Origin of the sequence: Nocardia sp. NBC_00508, assembly GCF_036346875.1 — a bacterium.
GTDB lineage: Bacteria > Actinomycetota > Actinomycetes > Mycobacteriales > Mycobacteriaceae > Nocardia.
The window spans coordinates 3,554,113-3,579,968 of sequence record NZ_CP107852.1 but is presented as its reverse complement, the minus strand read 5'-3'; the positions used below and the strand labels follow the sequence as shown (position 1 = coordinate 3,579,968).

The 25,856-nt window shown below is 64.7% G+C and carries 1 protein-coding gene (running past one end of the window); it reads left to right on the top strand.

Annotated features, from left to right (window positions below; genetic code table 11):
• Positions 1-25,856: the 3' portion of a GntR family transcriptional regulator gene (locus OHA40_RS15840; RefSeq protein ID WP_330233795.1), read on the top strand. Its footprint begins 15,319 nt before the window's first position; only the last 25,856 of its 41,175 coding nucleotides appear in the window; its start codon lies off the left edge, out of view; its stop codon occupies positions 25,854-25,856.

Here is a 25,856-nt window from a genome sequence, read left to right as displayed (position 1 = left end):
AGGCGTTGCCCGACGACACGCCATACGATGGGATCCTCGCATTGCGTGCGCTTTCCCATTTAGCGAACGGAATCATGCCGCCCGACGTGTCCCGAGAAAGCCTCGAGCTTCTTCTCCGGAAAGTCTGGGAGAACCGGCATTCCATCCGGACCGAAGACGATGTCTACCTACTCCAGATCGCACCCGATACGAATCCGGCTACCGATCCGCGGTCCTACGTCAGAGAAGTGGCGGGCATCGTGGAACAGCGAAGTCCGGGGCAACAAAAGGCAACCGCACAATCTCACGTAGCCGGCAGCAGGGATTTTCATCCCGGAAATATTTCCACGGTAATCCAACTTCCCTCAGTCATCGATTTCATCGCTTTCAAGCGCGCCACCGCCGAGCAGAACGGTGAATTTCGCGTCTATTGCAATCCGCACCCAGACGCGGCACCTGCGCTGATGCGGGAGATCGTGCACGAGGTCCTCGATCAATCCGATGACTATCCCGGCGTCTACGGCGCAAAGGTGGCCGGACCGCGCGAGGCGAGGAGCGACGGGATCGTCATCTACGTACACGAGTACGCGGATGCCCTTCGTGTTGCCGAGCGGCTAGTGCAGTATGCGGCACAGCACCCAGGCGCGTTGTCGTGGTCTGTGCCTGCTCTCTCGCATCAAGTAGGGATGGGAGTGAGCATCGGTGCCGAACCCTCCATCAGACATAGCTTCGGCCAGATTCGGTCCTGGCCCATATTCGACGCATTGCGATCGACGCTGGAAGCCGATGGCGATTTCGACGCATTCCACGACGGCGCCATCGCCCGCCTTTTCGAGGCCGGTGTGGACCCGGACCATCCGTGGCTGCCGGCCGGCTCACCCAGATGGCGGGATCATTACGAGGTCGATCTGATCTCGGCCGCCGGTGTGACCGACCGGGGCGGGCAAACCGGCCATCGGCACAACGTGAACGAGGATTCCTTCGCACTCACGACGGCCGATTTCGGTGGCGAGCAGTGGACTTTGGCAGCGGTAGCCGACGGTGTGTCCAGCCAAGACCACAGTGAAGAGGCATCGGAGGCGGCCACCAAAGCAGCCGCGGCTGTTCTCCGTGGGGAGGCGGCCGGTGTCGCGCGCGGCGATAGGCCGGACCCTGAAGGAACCGCGAGAAGAGCATTCGAGGCCGCTCACCGTGCCGTTGAGGATCTGATATCGACGAAATACCCTGCTTCCGAAGATCCGCCGGCCACCACACTGGTGCTGACCGTCGCTACTCCGACACAGCTCATCACGCTGTCACGCGGCGATTCACCCGCTTATTGGATTCCCCGCGACGGCGGCCCCGCGATCAAATTGACCGACGATGACCCGGCTATCGTCGAAATGGCCGCGCGCCTCAACATGACCGTCCACGAGCTGAGGCACTCCTGGCTCGCTTCCGGTCTGAACAGCTATCTCGGCAAGAACATCGAATTGGGTGAGCTCCAGCCCAACGTTCACAACCTTACCGACAGCGGATTCGTGGCACTGTTCTCGGACGGAGCCGTGAACATCTACCACGAAGACGAGTCGAGCGCGGACACTCCCGAACAGAAAATCGCCGACGCGCTCCGACAGAAACTGGCGGACTCATCGGGCAACTTGCTCGACGCATCGAGATCGTTCGTGCGGCACGCCATCGATAACGGTGAACACGACAACGTCACTGCCGTTCTGATGAGCAGCGTGACCTCGCAGACCCCTGCCCACGCGCGCCCCCCTGAACAGTCGAAGCGCCCTGGAGGCGGCGGGCGGCCTGCGGGACCGGACGTGTCTTTCCAGGACAATCCGCTCGCGCCGCAACGCCCAGCCCGCCAGCCTTATCGGCGATTCACCGCCGGGACCGGACCCGACGGGCTCGACCGTGCTGTGTTCAATTACAAGAACCCCGTAACCGGCCGGCTCTCCGGCTTGGATGACGACGACATCTTCGGCGACCTCCGTAGGACCCTCAACCCCGGTGTACTACGCGAAAACAGACGCGTAGAAGAGCTCGGGAAAGCCCACATCGACGGTGGCGGCCTCACCCCCGGAAACAACGGAAAGGACGAACCCGCCGAGGAGCCTGGCGAAGCCGCGGTACCCGAACCGCAGCGCAACCCCGCACCCGCAGGCAACAGCGAGAACACCACGGGTTCGGAGAACCAACCCACCGCGCAACAACCTACCGATCCGGCCACCGAAAAGCAGATTTCAAAACGTGAACTGATCGTCGTAAACAAACCTTTCGTGAATTTGTTGCTGGGTAGGCTTTGGGTTCCGGGGGGCGAGGTCGGCAACCAGTTCGGCTCGCTCATGGCTGCGTCGGCCGTCCCGTACGTACTGTTGGACAAGGAATCAGTGACGGCCGCCAGCATCGCGGCAGCCGCAGTGTGGGCCCCAAAATTTTTCGAACTGCACGCGGGCTCTCTTGCCGACCGTGCCGACCGGAAAAAAATCATGGTCGTCTCGCAATCGGTCGGCGCCGCTGCCGCGGCCACTGCTACCGGCTTGGTCCTGTTCGACGTGCCCAATCTCGGACTCGCACTAACTGGGGCAATGCTGGTCGAAGCCACCGCGGCAACGTACTATTTCCGCACATTTCAAACTGTGGTCAAGAACTTTCTCACCGCTGAGCAGAGGCCGGCAGGAAACCGACTGAGAAGTATCTTCGGATCGGCGGCCGGTGCAGGCGGTCCAGCACTGGGTGCCGGCCTGGCCGGTATCGCGCCATCAGCGCCCTTCGGCCTGAACACCCTCTCCTACATGTCGAACCTTGCGAACATGTGGAAATTGCCATTTCCGCCCCAGGCCGACGTCCTGGAGCAGCGCAACATATTCCGTGACATCGGTGAAGGCGCGCGGGCACTGTGGCAGCAGAAGTTTCTCCGTGATTACACCGTGATCACCGCGATCAACAACGCCGCCTGGGCCATGCTCGGGTTCCGCACCGCTACTGTGCTGCACGATTCCGACCTGCCGGAGTTGGCCATCGGCGCTGTGGTCGCCGCACCTGCGGTCGGTGGGATGATGAGTGGCTTCCTTCCGAAGGCGATCGACAAGATCGACCCTGCCACCTTGTATCCGGCGGTACTCGCCAATGTGGCCGGGCTCTTCGCGCTCCAAGCAGCGACCGCCAACCCTGCTGTACTAGCGGCCGCGACCTTCCTGGACACGCTGGTCATGTGGGCAATGAACAACCGGGTTGTCACATACGAGCAAGAGAATGTTCCCGAGGCAGTCCTGGGGCGACTGGGGAGTGTGAGAGGCCTTGCTGTCGGGATCACCCCCGCTATCGGTCTACTTGTGGGCGGCGCGGTGGCGAACGCGCAAGGTAACGATGCCCTTGCCGCGGCGGCAGCGGGCATCGCCATGACCACCGCCGCCGGCTATGGCGCCCTCGCCCTCGCAAGACGAGGCCGTGACCTACTCGGAAGGGTCGGGCTGGACCACGGCTTCATCGCATTGCGGTTGCGCCCGGCCCAGGCCACACCATCGCATGTCCCGGGCTCGGCCGGTGACGGCTCGAACGCGCACGAGCAGCCGGATACACCCCGCGTCGACCCCGCGGTCATCAAGAACTGCGCCATCCAGCACGCCCGCGTACACCGGGCCCTGACACTGGTCCACGACGGCTCCCCCGAGCCCGATGACACCGACCCCCAATGGGATTCCCGCAAGAACTGGGTCCCCGTAGAAGCCAACATAGGCGCCCAATTCCGACCGATCGCGTACGACGGCGACCCCCGCTTCACCGCCTACGCCAAAACCGTGCGCGACAAGATAAATGGCATCGACAAGATCTCCTTTGCCGTCGACGACGGCAAAACCGGGCACCTCTACACCTTCGTCAATGTCGAAGGCGAGGTCCTGGTCTTCGACACCCTCATCGACGCCCCCCACAACAAGAGCAAGAACGACGACTACATCCCCCGCGTACGAAACTACTATGGCGACGAAAGAGGTGGAAACAAATGGGAGCCCAAGTTCGACAAGGTAAAGAGACTCTTCGCCGCGGACTTGACCCTTGAGAACGGCGTCCTCACCCCCGTCGACGAACCACTCCCGAGATATCGGCACATCCGACACCCACACAAGCTGCTAGGACCCCCCGCCGACCAACAGGACCCCGAAACACCGGAGCACCACGAACCCACACCGCCGACGTCCGATAACGATCTATCGAGGGATGGGACAACCTCCCAACCGGTCGGGGACGACGAAGCCCAACCACACCCACGCCATGAGGTCTCGGGCTCACCCGGCCAACCGAACGAGCAAGCCGATCCGCCACCGTCAGCGGCGATGCCGCAGGTGCCGTATACCCCCGATCGCGACCTGACTACCGCGGAAACCAAAGCGGCGCTGACGCCATGGAGCAACCACCGGCCCTCCGCTCAGCAGACCGAGTCGACATCCGCTGCCGAGCACCCAGGTCAGTCGCACGCACCGATGGAGCCTGACAACCGCGGGCCGAGGCGGACGCCCTGGCAACGGGCAACGCCGTCCGAATCCGGCAGCACACCAACGGCGCCGGTCGCCGACCAGAACCCGCGGCTGCCGGACGAAGCGATGCGATCCGGCAATACTCAGGCAACGGATCACGCTTCCGACAGCGGCCGAGAAAGGGGAACGAACCGCCAGCCCGCGAACACGCCAACCGATGAGGCAGCAACCAGCCCGCCAGCGGCAGGAGACCGGGGTCGGCCAGTCCTGGACAAGAACGCATTGCCGAAGGTCAAAGCCGCCTTCACAGCAGCGTTCGAGGCGGCCGCCGAGGGCGACAACGCGCAGCTCGAAGCATTGCGAGCCGCCATCCAGCAGATCCGCAGCCCCGACCAGCAGCTGGTCCTCCGACTTCGATACTTCGGGAATCTGACCTTCGCCGAGATTGCCGACGAAACCGGTGGTTTCCGCAGCGAGAACGCGACAAAGCACCTGCACCACCGTGGCGTTCAGGCATTGGCCAAAATACTTGACGCAGAAGACAATCCGGATGCAAAGCGGATGACTCCCGACGAGCTGCTTGAGACGCTCGCCGCGATGTCGTCGAGGGAGAAACTAGAGGAGGAAGCTGCCCGCACCGGCTGGCGGGACACGCTGGTATCCGAGTTGCGCCATGCGATCCTTTCGGAACGGTTGCCCGAAGGGCGGTTGCTACCCCCGGCGATCGACCTCGCGGCACGGCTCGGGATTTCGTCGGAAAAACCCGTGGCCACGGCATACCAACGGTTGGCCTCCGAAGGCTACTTGTCCAGCCGCACAAAGGCAGGCACCTGGGTAGCGGGTCGAGACCGATGGCCCAATACCGGCAATGTGATCACGCGCATACTGCCCGCATCGGTGTCTACCGCCGAGATCGTCGGAAATACCGATCCGTCCCTGCCCACGGGATCACCGACCGATTCTCCGCAGGCAGATGCGGCGCGAGCAGCGCGCAACAGGCTGCGGAACCCGCTGAACGACAACGCCCGAACACCGCAACCTGATCCGGGCGCCACGCACCATGTGGCTCATGAGGCCGACAACGCATCCAGCGGCGCGAGCACCGTCGGTGCGCCTCCGCCCGGGCAGCTGCCCGAAGGAATCACGACCCGAGTGGCCACGCCCGCGCCGCTGGAACCGCAGACACCCACTGCAGCACAGGGCAATCGCACAGAAGAAGCCGTGACGCACGCGGCCCTCCTCCGGCACGTGCTGCCACCCGGCGTGCACACCACCGAAATCTTCGGCAACGAGCACAGCTCCACGCTGAACCTTCGGCGCTGCACAGAGCAAGCGCTACAAGATGCCGGTTTTGCGGGGCAGCCGATTCCAACCGGTCCGGACGGCGAACCGCTGCTGCCAGGCGAGCTGATCGTGGCCACCGCGCAGGCGAACGAATTCACGGGTGTGGTGGTCGCCGAGGCGCGAACGGTTCGCGCTATCGGTCTCGACGCCAAGAATCACGTCCCGCTCCGGTCCAACCTGTTGCTCCGTACGACACAGTCGGAAGAGCGTTACCGCATGCGGGACCTCATGTACGCGCATCCCGCGGTGCACTGGGATCAGGTGCACGTGTCCGCCAAAGACAACGTCCTAGACCTGCACTCCCGGCTGACCGGGAACCAACTGAGACACAACCAGGTGGAGATCACCCTCCATCTCGATGCCACGGACGCCACTACCGGCACGTTCGAGGCGCAACTACCCGTCGACAACCCTGCGGTGGTCGACCCGACGGCAGCGACATTCTCCGGCCGCTTCCGCATCCGGAATGGCGTCGTAGTCACCGCGATCACGCTGCGACACGAGGACGGCCGCGGTCTGACCGGGCATGCCGACGATCCGAGCGATTCCGATCCATCGATACCGTCGAAACCGACCGTGCCCCAGGAGGGCTCGGAAGGAGTTCGGTCAGCCGAACCGCCCCCTCGGTCCGATCTGCCACCCGCAGAGGCCGCGGCCGCTCGGCCACCCGACGTCTCAGCCACCAACCAGCCCCGCAGCACGACACCGTGGAACCGACGATCGGCCTCCACCATGCCGGCACAAGGCAACCCATCGACGGGGTCTGAGGCGGCTCGTGCCGGTGCCGACAACAAGCAGGCGGCCATACAGAAGGGCACAACGCCTCACGGCCCGGGCCAGGCCGATCATGATGCCGCGTCCTCGGCCCACCCCGGAGAGCCTGCTTCGATCGGCTCCCCGGCCGCTGGCGAACAGTCGGGTGTACCGCCGGAGAACACCACGACCCCGAGCACACTGCAGTCGTCAGACGAGCAAACCGGCCAGAGCTCCGACGTCGGCCCGACTCCGGGCGGGCGACCCGACCCGCGGCCCGACAGCGAGCCCGCCGAGCCAATCGGCGTCGAGGCGGAAGGTGTTCCGTCGCCGGGCCAGGCGGTGGTCGAGTACCGCTCCGGCGACGATCTGGACGGCGTACAACGGCGACTGGAGGAACTGGTCGGCCAGGTGCTGTCCGGCCGGTCCACCGAAGCGGTCGAGGTGGGACACCTACTGGCGCGTCGGATGGTCGATGCCATACCCGCGGACGGTGTGGTCGAGAGCGCGCGGCTGTCGGCCCGGCTGGTCGATGGACCGTATGGTGCGGAACTCGAAGTCGCGATGTCGGATAGCCGTGGTCGGCGCGTGGCTGGCTATGTCCCTCTGACCGAGCGGCAGTCGGAGGCGGAAGTCCGGGTGGAGCGGAGCCTGGATGTGCGGCGCGTCGACGGGGAACTGCCCGTGCAGGTCGACGCCATGCTGTCAGGCTGGGCCGATATCGAGGAGGCCGGGCGGGTCGCGTGGCTGTTGGAACAGCTGACCCCCGACCTCGACGCAGGCCAGGAGGGTTGGTGCTTCGTCAGGATGTCCCAGACCGAGAGCGGTACCGACGTGCTGCGGATCGGGCAGGGACGAAACCGCGAACAGCAGAACACCTGGATGATGCTGACCGAGCATCCGGACGGCCCCGGGCACGAGGCGGGCAGGTCACTACAGGTCACACTGGCGATCGATCCGGAGCAAGCCTTGGACACGGATGTCATGAGGGTTCGTAAGGCGGTCGAGCAGTTGACCGCCGGCTGGCCCGAGGACAGCCGCCTCAGTTCGCAGCGCACCGCCGAGCGTTTGGTCCGGAACGACTATCCGCGCCGGGCAGGCTGGTTCCAGATCGAGGTTTCGGGGGAAGCCGGCGGCCGGCTGATGGAATTCCGCGTGCTCAACGGCGAGACGTTGCAGCCATCGGATCGGGACACCGTCCACGAGCCGGTGCAACGGGCCGAGGAAGAGCAGGCGGCCGCGGTGGGGAAAGCGGAGTTGCGAAGTCTGGAGATCGGGTGGAACGCGGACCGCGACCAGGTCCGAACACAGGCGGTCGAACTGCTCCATCGCCTGATCGGCGATCGACCAGATTGGTCGTACGAGCAGATCGACCGGTTGACGCTGCTCGTCGACGAGCTGGCGGTCCCGGTCGTGAACCACCCGGAGGCCGACGGGGTGCTGGTGGCGACTCGACTGGCGGTGAACGGCGGCGAGGCGCTTTGCCTCGACTTGCGGGTGCGTGGTGCGCACGCCGCGTGGCTGGGCTTGATCGCGGACTACGCCGACCACCATGGCATCGAGTACGACCCGGGGGGCTACACCGCATGGGCCGTGTTCGGCGACGGGACCCCTAGCTCGGCGGACTTGGTTGCCGCCCTCGGCGATCGCGACGCCCAAGTACCCGAGCAGGACGGGCGCCTGATCGCCGAACCGATACCCGACAGGCTGGACGATGCACTGCGCTCGGCGGCGGTGCGGAGCGCAGATCGACTGGCCGCCGCCTCGCTCGAAGTTTCGACCGGTGTCCTGCGTTTGGCGGCCCAGGCTGCACCCGGGCACGTGGAGTTGACTGTCCTGGCGCGGCAGGTCGACACCCAGCCGGAGAACACGGTCGACGAAACTCTCGGCGGACTGATCGACTCCGCGGCCGAAACCCCGCAGCGCGAACAGAAGACAGCTCTGATCCTCGCCGCGGGAGATCCCGATGCCGCCGCGCAAACGACGGCCGCGATCGAGACGGTTGTGCCCGAGTGGCCGGCAGCGGCGCGGACCGCGGCGGCCGGCACAGTGGGCGTGCTGGTGTCCGACGCTGTCGCAGGTTCCACCGTGCGGGACGCCGAAGTCACCGTCAGTGCGATGCCGAACGACGGTCTGCAGGTGACCGTCGTTCACCGCGGCAACCACGATTTGCCACCGGAGATGGTCCGGGCCCTGGACCTCGGCGCAACCGCCTGGCGGGCCGAATTGTGGCCCGAATCCCGACGTGTGGTGTGCGAGTTCCAGCGCGCCGACGACATCGTGAGCGTGGCTGCCCGTGACACGACCGGGGCGGCGGTCGACGACCCAGTGGTGAATTCCGAAGTCCTGTCGCTGAATCCGCACCGGCAATCGGTGATGGACGCCCGTCGGCTGGTCGGCGACCTGCTGGGCAGCAATGCCGCGCCACACGACGCGCTGGCCGCGAGGAACCTGGCAGAGGTCCTGGCAAAACATGTGGTGAGCAACGGGTACCGGAACACTGTGCTCACAGCGCGGACATCGCGGTCGGGGTTGTTGACCCTGGAGTTCGAGCACGAAGCCACCGGAGCCCGATGGGGGGCGGTCTATCGACCAGCCGGAGAAGCGCCCACGACCCAGCTGAGTATCACCGCGGACGACCACCCGGACGCGATCGCGGCCGATCTCTGGCGGATCGCTGATGGCGAGATGGTGCGGCATGGCTGGACGGATGCCGATCAGCTCGCCGCTGCCGAGGTGGTGGTCTCGCGGCTGGCGTCCGAACTCCCGGCCGGGATCGACGGTCACCGGGCTTTGCAGGTGGACGTGAACGTATCCGGCGCACGGGGCGAGAAGGTCCTGGCCGTCACGGTGCAGGTCCCGCACGGAAGTTATGCCTTCCCACTGGTCGAACTCTTCCAGCGCACGGCGGCATCGGACCCGGATTCCGATGCGGCTATGCGGTTCTACCGCAATCGGTGGTTGGTCGATCTACATTGGTCGGCCGGGAACGAGGCCACCGTCCTCGCCAGCGATATGTCGTTCAGCACGACCGACATGTACTCGCGCGCGGAGTACCTGTTCACGGCGGGTGTGGATGGGGTGGAAGCGCTGGCACAGACCACCGAGCTGATCGAGCGGGTGTTCGCGGAGGTCCCCGACGAGCTCGCCGGGGACCAGACCCGGCAGGTTGCGAGGTCGGTGGCCAACGAGCTGGTGGACAACCTGGTGTTGCGTCCGGGCGGCGAAGCATTGCTCACCGGCGCAGTCACAATGGGCTTGCGGGGCTTGGAATTCCGGGTGGCAGTGGCCGATCGAGATCCGGTGGGTGCCGCACCGGATGGCGACGGATGGCAGGTGCAGAACCTGCTCGCCCCACAGGGTGCCAGCAGAGTGGGGGCGATGCCGTGGGGTCCGGGCACGGTCACCTGGGCGGCGCTGGAGCTGCAGCCGGACACCGCCGGTGGAGGCGCGGGTAACGGCGGTAGATCCGGCTCGAGTGGGGACGGGCCGGGCACCGCCCGCCCGGTCGACGTGCTGGACACGATCGCCGAAGTCCTCGGCGAGGAACCCCGGTCGCCAGTCGTCGATCACGGGCCGGCGCCAGCGCCGCAGCGCCGAGACGTCACCACTGTTCTCGCCGCCGCCAACGATGTGCTCGGCGAGCGGGCGGCGACTGATACCGACAGCGTCGTGGGAGAAGGTGAGCCGACCGACGGGCATCGGGTGCTCGATTCGCTGTCGATGAAGCATGTGACCGCACAGGCGACCACAGCCGCCGGGGCCGCCGCAGGCGTCCCTCAGCCCTCGGTCGGCGCCGTAGACCACCCGTGTGTGGTGGGAGCCTTCGCGGATGCCCGGAGCCTCGGATACGACGTGCAACAACCGGTGGACGTGGACGGACCCGTACCAGCAGCAGCGGTGTCCTGGCTGGCCGGGACGCATCACCAGCGGATCGATGGCGGATTCAGTGAAATAGCGCAGCTCATGACCGATTTGGGACCCGGCGCGGGAATGCTGGTCAACGCCCGCCCAGTCGGCGAAGCGATCGGACACCTGTTCCTACTGCACAACGACGGCACACACATCTGGATCCACGACCAGCAAGCAGAACAACCCAAAGCGGTATTCGACCCCGAAAACCCGCCATTCACAGCACAAACCACCCACGTCCTGCAATTGACCCGCCAGGACGACGGCAGCACCCTGAAAGCGCGACAGCAACAGCTAGAAGACTTCACACCCACCGACCCGGACATGACACGCGCCCGGGCCCTACGACCAGCCGATGCAGGCGCACTTCCCCCCGAAGACGATGAGCCACACCGAGCCCCGGACGACGGTGGACTCGAGCCGCCGCCGGTATCGGCGAAGCCGGATGACGCTCGGGCGTGGTACAAGCCGCGGTGGTCGAAGAAGCAATCGGCCTCCGACGAGGCATCCCGCCACGACGCCGTCGTCGCCGAGCAGGTCCGGTCGCACCACGAGGTCTTGGTCGCGGAACAAGAGGCGGCGGGGCGGGCTCTGACCGAGCAGTTCGATCTGCTCTGGGTCCCGGCAGAACTGTGGCCTGCGTTGCGGTCCATGGACGAACACCAGGCCGGGCTGGAGCGTTACGTCGAATCCTGGCGCGACACTCCCTCCCCTGAATACGTCGTCGCTGAGCGGACCATGGTGTTGCGGGACGCGGTGCTGCGCTATCACGACGCGCGTCGCGCCGTGGCCGCGGCTGGACAGCTGCTCGATGCACCGCTCGCATCGGAGTGGACCGAGCAGCACACGCGATTGATGCATCTGGTCGAGGCATCGACGAACCGGGTTGCCGCGGCGTCGAATTTGCGCACCGTCGTGGAGAAGGTTGAGGCGGCGCGGAATTCGGAGCCGCGACCGAATCTGGGCATTGTGAATCTCGCCGATCCTGACCATCAAGTGGAGACATCGCCGTATTCGGAGACTCTGGCAGCGCTTCGCTCCGCTGACTACGAAGACACCCTGGAAGACTACGACCCGCAACGCACGCACTACGACGCGAAGACCGTGAAGCGGCACGAACGGCAGTATCGGGCGTTGCAGGCGGCGGTTTCGCGCTATCAGGACGCGAATGCCGAGTTCCATGACCGTGCATCCCGAATCGATGGGTTCGCGCAACTCGACGTGGGCAAGCAGGTGCCGGGTCGTCCCACGCCGGGAGACAGGGCCGCATCGAATGAGACAACCATCGGCCGCGAGGAGTGGGAGCTGGGCCAATGGGACATCGGGAGTCACCTTCCAGAGGTCTGGCAGAGGACGGAACACGGTCCTCTCGCTGTTCGGTTGATCTCCGCGTTGTTGGACGATGCGTTTCAGCACAGCCATAGTGCGCGAGTAGCGATGGCCGAGGATCGCACCGGCTCTCCCTTCCGCGTCACCGCCGAAGGCCGTGTGTTGCCGACGCCGGATGTGCCGGCGCCGCACGATCCCTGGGTCCCGGAGTTGGAGCGATTGATCGAGTCGAGGGTGGTAGATGCCTGGGGCTTCACGTTGCGCCGGACGCCGCCGGGCAGGGAAGTCAGCTTCATCCTCCGCACCATTGACTTCTGGACCAGTTATCGGCAGGACTGGTGGGCCCTCACCCAGGGCGATGCCTTCGGTGGAGACGTGCCGTTGGATCTGGCGACCGGCGTGCGGATCAGGCGGGATCAGCGACAGTTGGTCGCCGAGGTTCGCCATGCCATCGCCCAGCTCACAGGCGCGGGACGAGGTGAGACCCTTTTCCCGGAGCTTGCGTTCTCGGCGTTGGTCGACAACGTGTTCCGGCATACCGATTCGGATGCGTGGGTGAGCGCGACGATGATCGATCGGGGCATGGTGCGGGTCGAGGTCACCGACAACAGCCAACGTCTGCCGGCGCTGGACCCGGCACGGACGGTGAGCCGAGGCATCACCATGGTGGACGACACCGCCGATGGATGGGGTGTCGAACTGCATGACCGGGGCAAGACGGTGTGGTTCGAGTACAACGTCGACCGCACCGTGGCAAATCCGGATTCCGATGCTCGGGCCGACAGTGTGGCACGTGCACTGGACGATTCCGGTGACTGGCTCGACGAGGACGTATTGCGCAGCGGTACGGCTGTCGAAGTCGCGGCGTGGTTGTCGCGCACGTGGCAGGCGGAGCTGGTCGGCTTCGACGACAGGCCGGAGGCGTCCCGGAATGTGGCTCGCGGACTGAACCACATGGTTACCGAATATCCACGGTTCGTCGTACAGAATGGTGCCGTCGTCACGGTCGGCAAAGTCTCTGGTGGCAATGGCGTCGATGTCGCGGCGCATCGCAACGATCATGGGCAGGTTTTCATCGAGTCGATAACCGTCGACCCGCGGCTGATCGGAACACCGTCCGAACCTGGCGGCCAGAAACTCTATGCGTCGGTTGTCGGCGCGATCGGTGGTGTTCTCGTCGACGTTGGTGTCGGCGTGCAGCGGCATCGCGGATTCCAGTACGGCACTGGTGTCGCCGTGGTGCGGGAGCGTGGATTCCAGTATCTCTTCGACCACTACATAAGGTCTCGGTCTGAGCGGGGAGTCGATGACGAGACCGCGTTCGAGGAGTGGGTGCGCGGCCAGCTCGGCGAGTCTGTCATCAAGCCCCGCAGCCCGATTCACCTCGGACGACGTGCTTTGTCGAAACGCTTCGATATGCAGCGGGCCGCTCGGGCGGCGACAGCCGACGTGGTGGTCAACGGATGGGACAACGCCTCGGACGCGGCGCGGACGTTGTATCGGCTGCTGTTCGCGCAACTGCGCAGCGACCCGGAGTCGCTGGATCTCCCCGATACTGCCGTGCCGGAGTTCGACCGGTACGGCTGGATGCGCAGGGGCCGCGATTACGACAATGTGCCAGATCTTGCCGCGGCGTTCACCGCCGAACGCGGCATCCCGGTGATAGGGGCCGATATTCAGGGTAGCGAGGTGTACAAGGTCCGGGGCTTCTTCGATGGGCTCCGCGCCATGGGTGACTTTTTCCCCGGTGTCGAAATCCACGCGGCAGGTTTTCGCCAGATGGACATTTCGGTAATGGCAACGCCGGACGAGAACTCCATCGACGGTGCGAATGAGATAATCCTTAACCAAACGTATCTCATGGAGAAGTATCCCACCGACTATGTCAATGGATTCAGGTTCAAGCCTCGTGAATCGTTCGACGAGGCCGGTTACCGCTTCGCATTGATCATGGTAGCCGACGCCGGTAGCGCGATTTTGGATGATGTATTTCCCGCGTTGCTCACCCGATGGCACCAAGGAAGAGCCGAAGGGCGCTATGGCTACGAAAAATACTTCGGAGAATGGCTGAGGGCGCAGTTCAAGACACACAGTCGCCACGCTCGCTACCGCGATGATCACTCGTCGCCCTTCCGAGATCTGCACTTGGACGAGAGAGCAGCTCTGGCAGAGTCAGTCATCGCAGTGGTACTCAAATCGGGGGATCCCGTCGACGGAGAGCGACCGAAGCCCACCGACGGGCAGCGAGTGCTTTATTCGCTGCTGATGAAGCATATGACCGCACAGGCGACCACAGCCGCTGGGGCCGCCGCAGGCGTCCCTCAGCCCTCGGTCGGCGCCGTAGACCACCCGTGTGTGGTTGGAGCCTTCGCGGATGCCCGGGACCTCGGATTCGACGTGCAGCAACCAGTAGCGGAGAACGGACCCGTACCACCAGCAGCGGTGTCCTGGCTGGCCGGGACGCATCACCAGCGGATCGATGGCGGATTCAGTGAAATAGCGCAGCTCATGACCGATTTGGGGCCCGGCGCGGGAATGCTGGTCAACGCCCGCCCAGTCGGCGAAGCAATCGGACACCTGTTCCTGCTGCACAACGACGGCACACACATCTGGATCCACGACCGGCAAGCAGCGCAACCGAAAGCGGTGTTCGCCCCCGAGAACCCGCCGTTCACGGCACAGACCACCCACGTCCTGCGATTGACCCGCCAGGATGACGGCAGCACCCTGGAATCCCGACAGCAACAGCTGGAAGACTTCGCTCCCACCGACCCTGACATGACACGCGCCCGGGCCCTACGACCAGCCGATGCCGGCGCACTACCCCCCGAAGACGATGAGCCACACCGAGCCCCGGACGACGGTAGAAGGCCGGGTGATACGGGATACAAAACGGTTACCCCGCCGACCATCCCGCTTGTCAGCGCATCCGAGGTCGAACTGGTTCGGCCGACAGTGGACTCGAACGGGTCGTTCCTCGGACCGGACGATGAGCCCTACCACACCGAGAACGAACAGGGTCAGCCATTCCTGCTGCTGTCGACGGAAACGTTCGTCACCGCGAACTGCTGGCACGATGAGCTGCTTGCGGCGTTCGTCGAGGACGGCGGCTCACTCGACGACGTGATCGGCTTCGGGACATGGAAGGTGAGCGGTCGGCCCACGGAGATCGAGGCGTTCTTCTGGGAATTCGGGGAGTGGAACGAGGACCCGATGATCCCCGCCAATATTCTGGCCGCTTTGTTGCAGAACAAGGCCGATCTCAGCAGATGCGCATTCGACGAGCTGGGCAACGAGCGCCAGGGTGCGCTGTGGCGCGGCCGGACGTCGGAGATGCCGCTCGATCAGCTGCTGCGCAGCCGCGGGCGAGACGCTCACCGACTGATCGCCGGCTACGGCGTCGTCCAGCAAGGGCAAGGCGATGACGTAGTCTTCTGGGCGGATCTCACCGGCCTCGAGTCGACAACCGACGGCATGTCGCTCACCTTCGATATCAATCCGATGGGCAACGATTCGGCCTCGGCCACCATCACACTGAACGAGCGCGGTGACACCGCCCGATACACCATGGCCCGTCTGGGATCGAATCCGGCCGTGGCCGGCGCGGCGTTCGGCGCACTGCACGAAAAGATCACCACCTGGCTGTCCGAGTCCGGCGCCGCATGGGCCGACAGCAGCAGCACACGGCCGCTGGCGGACACCCCGGCGTCGACCACCCGACATGCGCAGACCACCGACGCGCGGACACATCGAACCGAACTTGTCGTGCGCGTCGAGGAAACCCAGTACGACTCCGAGGCGGCAGCCGCGGCAGCCGATGACGCCACGGCTTGGCTGTCCGCGGAGTTTCCCAACTTGTCACGCCAGCAGGCGATGGCCGCCTGTTCCGCACTGACTGCGATGGTGACCGACGCGCTGGTACAGCGCAAAGGAAAGGTGCAGGTTACCGCGGAGACCACCGCCGACATGCTGCGCGTCACCCTGCTCGACACGACGCGCGATCACGTCGCCGCCCTGCCCGGTCCGGTTACGGCAGAGGGCGATTCGGGACTTGCGCGGTCCGGTGTGGACCTGTTCGAACGTTCACAGCCGGGCTGGCGCCAGGCCGTATGGTTCGAGGTCCGCAATTCTGATGCCGCGACTTCTCCTGGCCACGGTGAAAAAGAGCCGGCCCCAATACGTTCCAACGCCGACGAACCGGCCCATCACGCCCGTCTGCTGACACCGGCCGTTACCGAATCCGGACGGCCGCTGACCGAGGTGTCCGGCCGATTCACCGTGGACGGAACGATTCTCACTGCTGTCGTCATCCCGAATCCACTCGAAGCCGAGGCGTCCCCCGATGATCCCGATGCGGATGCAGCACACACGCAACCAGCCGCGGAGTCCGCCTCCGCGACGCCCGAGGGCCTAATCGAGGGCTCGGCAGAACCGCAACCGGACGGTGCGGCATTGGCGGCGGTCAAAGCAGCTGCCAAGGCAGCTGTGGACGCAGCCGCCCATGCGGACGAGCGCCAGCTGAAACGGCTGCGGCGCACCATCAAACAACTCGGCAACCCCGACTATGAGCAGTACCTAGAGCTCCGTTTCCTGCAGGGTCTGCCGGTTGCCGACGCGACGGCCGCGATCAGCGCCAACCGTACGGCCGACGCTGCCAAGTCATTGCGGCGCCGCGCCGTGCACGCTTTCGCAAAGATCCTCCCGGTGACCCCGGCAGAGCTGCTAGAGGCCCTCGACGCAACCGGGTCGAGGACTACGTTCGCGCAGGATGTCAGCCGGATCAGTTGGTCTGAGGCGCTGACTCAGCGGTTGCGCGCAACGATTCTGTCGGGTCGACTGGCCGAAGGCCGCATGCTGCCCGCCGACGATGCCTTCGCCGAGCATTTGGGCCTGTCGTCCAGAGCCCCGGTGGATATCGCGTATCAGCAGCTCGCCCATGAGGGCTACGTGGTGATCCAGCGTGGGTTCGGAACGACGATTGCGAGCCGCGACGAATGGCCCAGCACACCGCCATCGGACGTCGGTTCACCGGTGACTCCCGAAGAGTTGCTGGAAATCTTCACCGCGGAGGCATCGAAAGAGGAGTTGCTGAAGGCGTCCGGGGGCGACATAGTCCTCATGGTCTCGTCTGCGTTGCGTCATGCGCTCCTGTCAGACCAGCTGTCCCCAGGTCGGATGCTGCCTACGGCCGAGCAACTCGGCGCCTTGTTGTACACGTCGAGAAGACCGGTGGAGAAGGCCTATCGGCGGTTGAGCGCTGAGGGATACTTGGTCAGCACCCGCGGGTTGGGCACGAAGGTGACGAGTCGAGACCGATGGCCGACCACGTCCGCGAGTCAGCCGGTGACGATTGACGCGGAGACGCCGACCCCGCTTCTTGCGCCGATACCGCCCAGAGGTCATGGTCTGTCCGATACCGACGTCAAAGTGCTCGAGCTCACCGCGCAAGGCCTATCTCGCAGACAGATCGCAGAGTCCGCCGGTATCGCGCTGAGTAAGGTGAATCACAGCTTCGACCGCATCCGGGTCAAACTCGGCGTCCACGGTGACCCAGAGCAGATCGTGGCGGTCGCCAAGCGAGAACGAATCATCGGTAACGACGATCATCCCGGGACACGGGAGGCTCCCACCGAAGGTGTACGCGGGGTGCCGGGGCATCCGCATCCGGGCGATGCTGGGCATGGAACCTTACCGGATGGCACCGCGGACTTGGCCGGAGCCGCAACGGCGGAACTGGCGCCAACAGACAACGTGCCGAACAGCACCGGCAAGGTCGTGGCACCCGGTGCCGACCGAGCACCAGGGGCAAATCCACGGGGATGGATAACCGAAAATCGCGCAGCGTTCGGAATCGATGCCCTCGGCCCCAAAGCATGGAACGACCAGCCGAATGTGGTGCCACAGCCACCCGAGCAACCATTCGGCCCACTCCATGTCAAAGGCCCGAACCCAGAAGGATGGGGAGTCGGAGGACGGCCCGACCGGGAACCCGAACCACAGGCCCAGCAGCCAACCGAAGACGCTGCCACCACAGCTGATATCGGTTCGGTGCCGGACTATCCCGTGGCCTCGAACTCGAATCGCCCGAACAACGGAGTGCGCTACTCGGACCTGCTGTCCAATCCCTGGCCGGATGAGGCTGCCGTGGCCGCGGTACGGGATCTGCCGACGAATGCGGGACTTCTGGGTCCGGAACTGACCCTCGATTTCCTCCCGTTCTTCGCATCCGATGGCCTGCGGGAGGAGGAGGACGTGGAGGCGGTGGCAACGGCCGTCGGTGACATGATGCGCGAGCAGGGCTGGCAAGATCCGGCTCACATCGAGGCGGCCTCCGAGCTGGTACGCGCGGCCGGGCTCAACGCAGTGCGGTATATGACGAGCTATAGCGACGCGCTGCAAAGTGCGAACGTTCCGGGCTCCGAACAGAGTAAGGCCCTGCACGACATGAGGGCAACGCTCACACTGCGGATGCCCACGATTGCGGGTTCCCGATCGCTGCATATCTCATTCGAGGTGAATCAATACCGTCCACCACGCGAGGTCGCCGTCGAGTTCGAATGGTATGTGCCGCTGTACAGCCGGGACCAGATCGGCGCAGAGGTGCTGGCGCCGCTCGGTTCGGCCACCAGCTGGACTGTCGAGCAATGGGGTGAGGTCCGCGCACGATTCGACGAACCGCGGGCGGCCGAGGGCAACGGTGCGGTCACCGATACCCGGCCGATGGGAGACCTCGAGGCCAAGGCTGATGTTGTCCGCAGACTGGAGGACGATCACCAAATACGCATGCTGGGGTGGAAAGATCCGGCTGTCCCTCTAGCCGCCGTCGAGTCCGCAGACCGTAAGCTGCGCGCCCTGATCGCTGAACACGGAGGCCGGTTCGCCCTGCGGGACTACGGGTTCGACGACATCGACGAGGAGTGGGGTGTAACCGAGTCTTTCGGGTCCACGACCCCCGATGCCAGAGACCATTTCACGTCGGTCAGGCTCAACAAGGGCATGTTCACCGATCCGGAATTAGCGCAGGACTGGGCGCAGTATCAATCGGATCATTATCTCGCGGAGTCGTGGGAGGACTGGGTCAGCCAGGCTACTCATCACGAGTTCATCCACGTGATAGCGGCCTATGACAACTGGAAACTGCAGACTCAGGCGCTGGAGATCATGCGGGTTGCCCACCAGCTCTATCTCGACGAGGGTTTGATACCGGCGAATCTCGGATTCGACGAATGGCTGGCCGAACTCCCCGGCTACGCATTCAAGAATCCGAACCCCGAGGCAAAGATATTCCATCCCAGCGAGGGATTTGCGGAAGGGGCGAGAGCCGGTGCGGTGGAATCGTTCTTGGCGCTGACCCATCCAGCGCGGATCTTGCACTGGCTGACAGTGACCCGTGATGGGTCCTCACCGGCGCAGACCTTGGCACAGTGGGCGAAGAGAGAGGCCGCAGTGGCCCAGGACGGCCGGCATGTTCTGCTGCTCTTGGAGGACTTCCGGGACGTCACCAGCCGCGACGACATTGTGGTGCCTGCTCGTCTCCGCCCTGAAGACACGACAGCAGGCGTTGTGGAAGCCGCGACCGGCGGGCGGCTGCGACATTTCAACGGTGTCGACGAGGTCATCGCCCGGCTCAGGGAGTGGGGACAGTCGCTGGACAGCCATGGCGACCGGCAGGGTGACGGAATATCGGCGCTGGTAGTCGAGGACGACGGCCCCTACTTGCTGGTGCGCCGTGTCGCCGATAGCGGGACCGACCGGGTGGAGCTTCGAGATCCGGGCGAAGGCGTGTTGCGGGCCAACCACGTTCCGTCAGCGGAATCGCCAGATCTGCCGGGCGTGGACGCAATGTTCTTCGGCGAGAACGGCAGACCAGCACCGAACGATGGCACATCGCCTGATGCCGGGCCGCCTGCGCAGGAACCCACTGGGCCAGATGCCGTCACCGAGCCCACCGCCAGTGAGACGACGCGGTCGGCTCAGGAGAGCAACCCGACCGGAACGAAGGCGAGCCCGGGCGGCAGTGGGCCGAAGTCAGGCCCAACAGTGTCTTTCCACGACGCCGTCGACGAACGCGCCGCACTCGACCTCCCCCCACTCCGGCAGCATCGTCAACCGTTCGGACATAGGCGCGGGTTCCCCAGACTCGATCCCGCACTGGCCTTCCACCACAACCCCGACGACGGCCGAGAATGGGGACCGGACCACCCGCCAGCCGCGAATCGAGACGGACGTGCGGCACCGCAACAGCCTGAACCGCACGACGCTCCACCAGCAGCCTCCCAGACCGAGCCCGATGGACAACGAATCGAACCCGAGTCGTCGCCCAGGGAAGAGACAGCGGTCGAACCCTCGCCAAGTGCACGCCGAGTGCTGGACGCGGCGAACCACCGGCCGGCCGAGAATCGAGGCGGCCATGGGGCGCAGCGACAGCGCGGACACAGGGAAACACCGGCAGCTCACGAAAGCGCAGCCAGCGAAACCGATGTGGCCACGGGCAGTTCCGAATCGACGGCCACCGAGTTCCCGGAACTGTCATCGGTCCCACCATTCGGAGAGCTATTGGACGTCCGCGCCGAGGATCGCGACGACGACGTTCTGACGAGGAAGCTCAGCGGCATCGAAGGGCGATATGGCCCGTACCATGTGCGACAGATCGACGCGTCATATGTAGTTCCGGACCCGTCGGATTACGCTGACGACCAAATCCTTGGCACGACGACGACCGGCGCACCAATTCTGTCTACCGGCATCAGGCTGGCAGGGGGCGTCGTCATCGCGATGTCAGGAAAGATCTTCGACGACAATCATGTCCAGGTGGGCGAGCTGGAACGGACGATCTATCGCGACGATCAGAATCGGATAGTCGTCCACAACATTTCGCTCGAGCTCAAGAAAGATGCACGCCGAAAAGGATTCTCGACTGCCTTCGCCGCAGCGATAGAAGACTATTATCTCCGTTCCGGAGTCGAACGGATCTACATCGAGGCCGGTGGCGAGGACGGTAGCGTCGTTTGGGTAAAGGACTTTACGTGGGATCCCGAACCGGTGCTGCTGACCATATCGGTGGACAACGTGAGACGGAGCATCCGAAAGATCCGAACCAAGGCCACGTCCGGTGATGAGGAGCAGCTGGACACTCTCCTGAACAGACTCGAGGGACCGGTCCACGACTACCCGTCGCCTCGGGAGATCGTGATGACCACCGGCGACAACCCCCAGCTCGGCGAGCTCGTCATGAAGGGTGCAATTTGGTTCGGAGTGAGAATCCCACGGGGGATCGAAGACACGGCAAGCGAATCGCGCAAGGACGATGGTCCCGCCCCAGCCACGCCGAATGGCCCGGGACCTGCCGACTCCGACACCTCACCCCCCGGAAGAAAGCGGCGGGATAACGAGGGAGCTGTACCCCAGCGCACCACCGGCATGGCGTATGTCGCTCACGAGAAGAACGTGAAGATCGTATCCCCCGAAGAGGTGGAGCTGGTCATCGAAGCGGTTCCCCATGAGGAACTTACGACCATGTTCGCATCGTACGGCGACACCGGTGGCGAGTGGACGGGCGCGGACAGCACGTACTCGCGGCTATTACCGGACGGCCGGCATTTGTGGATGTTCTCCGATGTGTTCCTCGGAGCGGTGAATCCGGATGGGTCGAGACCCAGGCCTTTCAAGATGGTGAACAACGCGTTCGTGGTGGACCACCACGGTGAATTGTCGACGGTGCACAACGGGACAGCGGATGTCCCGAGACCGGTGATCCAAGCCGACCGCGGCGAATTCTATTGGCTCGGCGGCGGATATGTGACCGGCCAAACCGTGAACATCATGTTCATCCGGTTCCTCCGTAAAGGCCGCGGAATGAACATCACCTGGGTTGACAACCTGCTGGCAAGATTCAACGCCGAGGACCTCAGCCTGATCGACACCACTCCTATGCCCTCGAACGCGGGGGTCGCGTGGTCGGCGTGGCTGGACTACGACGGCACCCACACCTACGTCTACGGCACTGAGGAATCGGGCACCGACAAGTACATGCACGTGGCCCGGGTACGCGGCGACGACCTTCGCGCACCATGGGAGTTCTTCGACGGAACTGGCTGGTCGGCAAACGAAAACGATTCCGCCCGCATCATGCCCGGCGTAGCCAACGAGTACAGTGTGACCCGCTGGCACGGCCGCTACCTACTGATCACCCAGGACACCACAACGGTGTTCAACTCCGAGATCTGGGCCTACCTGGCGGATTCGCCGACCGGCCCGTTCACCTCGCCGACTCTGGTCTACCGGGCGCCCGAAGCCGGCGCCACTGGCTCATTCGGCGACCCGAACGTATACGCCTATAACGCTCACGAGCATCCCGATCTCCGGTCCGGAGACACACTGATCGTCAGCTACAACGTGAACAGCCTGAACTTCAAGGGCGTCCTCAACAATGTGTCGAAGTACCGGCCACGATTCATCACATTGAAATTGAACCCTGGATTCGGATCCAGCACCGATCCAACTGGGCACACACCCGGACCAGGGCACGAGACGTCACCAGCCGACACCACAGACCAGGCCCCGACCGCACCCGCAACTGCGGCACCGGCACCAACAGCAGACGCGTCGACCGGAGACAACCCCGCCGAACCGGACCCCGTAACCGATCGAGCACCGGCACACCCGGCAAATCCACAGGGCCGGATACCCGATAACCGCGCAGCGGTCGGAATCGACGCCCTCGACCCCCAAGCATGGAACAACCAACCGAATGCGGTGCCACAGCCGCCCGTGCAACCACTCGGCCCACTCCATGTCAAAGGCCCGAACCCAGAAGGAAGGGGAGTCGGGGAACGGCCGAACCGGAAGCCCGGCAATCCGGCCCAGGATGGGCCCGGGCTCTATATCGCCGACGCGCACGAGACCGGACACTTGCCACCGCTGATCCGTGCCGGATCACGGCCAGACGGCAACCGAGGCGTCGTAGAGCAGTTCCTCGCCGACGGCTATGTCGCGCACGGTAGCTATCGCCCGTTCCCCCTGCTTGTTCCGCAGCTTCCGTTCCAGTTCGCGACCTGGCTCGGCACATCACAAGCGGACGTGCGGGCATTCGGCACGACCGAGATCAACCGGGCGCTGTTCTTCGGCTTGTGCGTGTGGCCGGGCAACAGTTCCGGTGGATGCCAGCACTATTCACCCGATCGCACCAAGATCGTGGAGACATTCTTGCTGGGGCGAGCCGATCGCGAAACGGTGACCAGCCCGGGGCACCGGGGATACGTCCTGTTCTTCGAGGCCGACCAGTTCCGGCGGTCCTACTCCCCGCACTTCTATGTCACCGGAGAAGCACGCCCGCTTGTACCGGTGGCGATCGTCGAGGTCAACGCCAAGGCATGGACGGGCCCGGCACTGGCCACGCTTTCAGCGACTCCCCGCCGCTCGCATGATCCGTTCGGATACCAGCACGACGGTTCCGAAGCCGCAACCGTCGTTCGTCCGCGTCAAACTCCGGAGCTGTCCGTGGGAGCCCTTCGAGGCCCCGACGTGTCGAAGATCTCCGACGCGGGCGAATCCGAGAAGATCACGATCTATCGGGCGACCACAACCAGTCCGCCGCAGCGCTCGGCATGCGCGGGTCACGGCCGGATCGCAACCTCGGTCGATGACTGGGATCCGATGTGGAGCCCGGTTCTGGAATGGCGCCGCACCCTCGACATGACCGGATGGGAACCTGGGTCGACGCAGCCCTTGCCCCACGGACCCCGGCTCGCGCACCTTCCCGACAAGCCCAAGCCCCAACATCCGCTCTGGCTCCCCGGCCAGCCGCCACCACCGTGGCCGGGCAACCAAGCCGAACTTCACCCCCGGGTCCCTCGCTGGGGCGGCGCAAAGGACATGCCCGCCGGCCAGGGGCAGGCAGCGGTCCGAGAACCGTCGATCGAACCCATACCAACGAGTCCCGCCAACAGGCGCACTGCCCATCCCGCCCGACGCGGACGGCCTGCACACCGTCCGGCACGAGGAGCCGCGCCCCCTGGCCGAGCTGGGATCCGTGAGCGTGAACGCCCAGAGCATCTGGGTTCCCCATTGCCGGACGCGTCGACCGGCAGCCGCCTGATCTTGTCCGCGCGCGAAACCGCCGGCAACGGCAGCATTCGGATCGTTCCGGCCGGCCTGATAGTGCCCGCCGACCCGACCAGCAGCCTGATAGTGCCCGATGCCCATGTAATACCCGCCGATCCGACTCTCGAAGAGCTTATGGAAGAGCTGCTTCCGTACAGGAAAAGCTTCTGGTACTTCTGGAGCCTCGAGAGGGCACGGGAGGGGGAGTTATCCGGCCTTGCGTGGCTCGAAAGCGAAGAGCGAAAAGACTGGATGAGGAGGCGGGCGACTCTACGGGCCCCGGTTTATAAGACGCTCGGCGTAGCCGTACGGTTGACGCTCGCAGCCGAGATATGGCTGAAGGCGCCCAATGCAACGCCCGGACCGTTGCTGCTGAAGCAACGCCGGGTCATTCCGGGCCGTGGGGAGATCGATGCCGGGAAGTACCGGACCATGCCGGTTAGCATGCCGGTAGGCGAGGCATCTCCCGCCAATGTGGACCTGAGAACGCCCTTCGGGCGGTTCTTGGCGGCGGTGTCCATGGATGAGCTGCCTCAGACCGACGAGATTCGCCGGGGAAACTTGTCCTACAACGGGGGACGACTGCTGCGCGCAGAAGGTCACAACCTGATGGTGGCGGGACGTTATGGAAGGGGCTACACCCTCATGGGGGCGGAGCATGATCCTGTCCTCACTCCGCAAGAGTACGCATTGTGGCTGAGTTTGAACGGCCACGATGGGCTGAACGGCCACGATGGGCTGAACGGCCACGATGGGCTGAACGGCCGCGATGGGCTGTACGGCCAGGATGCACTGTGGGGCGTGCACTATCCCGCCTCTCGCGACTTCCCGTCGCAGTCGCCCGAGTTCCTGCGCCACCGCTATCTGACCTATGTCATCTTCACCAAGATCGCCTGCAAACGGTGGGAGCAGCAGTACTTGGATTTGGTCGTCGGTCCATACCTACGCCGCACGGGTGTAGTAGCCGGCCGGGTATTGCTCCACGATCTATCTCATTACCTGCCGAAGTCATGCCGCTCCACAGCGGAGCAGCTCGGCATGTGGGTACTCAGAGGTCTGGGCCGAAAGGTCGGGGCCGAGGTCAAGGAGCACCTGGATAACTGTGCGGCCTGCCGAAACACCGCTGCGGCGCTCCCGGGAGTGGACAGCAGCCTGGGTAGCCGCCCACTTATTGATCCGCCCGGCCCCGCCGGGGACGGCTCCACCGAGCACCACCCTGCCCGACCGACCGGGGCTCCACATACGACTGGCAGGCACACACCTGAGCAACCAGCCGGTGGCGTGGGCATGCTCGTCGACGGTCTCGGTTTGCCCCCCGGGGTGATGGCGGCGGAGATCGTCGGCGAGGATCCGACCGCGGTGCTACTGCCGGAAGAGCAGCAGACGTTGCTGACGGGACGCGAGACCGGCAAGCGGCTAAAAGAACTCGCCAATGGGCGAACCTGCGCGAGGCGAGCAATGCACAAGTTGGGATTGCCGGACACTCCGATCCTGCAGGATTCCACGGCCGTGACTCGCCAGCTGCGGAAGATGCCGCGCTGGCCGGATGGAGTGGTCGGCAGCATCACTCATACCAACGGCTATGCGATGGCGGTGGCGGCCTCGGCCGACCGGTTCCGTTCAGTGGGGGTGGATGCCGAGAACAATGTGGCGCTGGACGATGTGGAAGCCCACTTTCGCGACGAGGAACAGGCGTGGCTCGCCGAGATGGGTACCCGGGACGGCATTCATTGGCTCCGATTGTTGGCTTCGGCCAAGGAAAGCGTCTTCAAGGCCTGGTTCCCGCTGACCGAACGGGAAGGACTGCGAATCAAGGACACGCTCGTCACCGTCGATCCGAAGACTCGCACTTTCACCGCGGAGCTGTTGGTGGACGACCGCAGCACCGTCGACGGCGGGCCGCCGCTGCCGCGAACACTGCACGGCCGGTTCCTCGTCCAGGACAGCATCGTGTTGACGGCGGTCGTGGTCTGA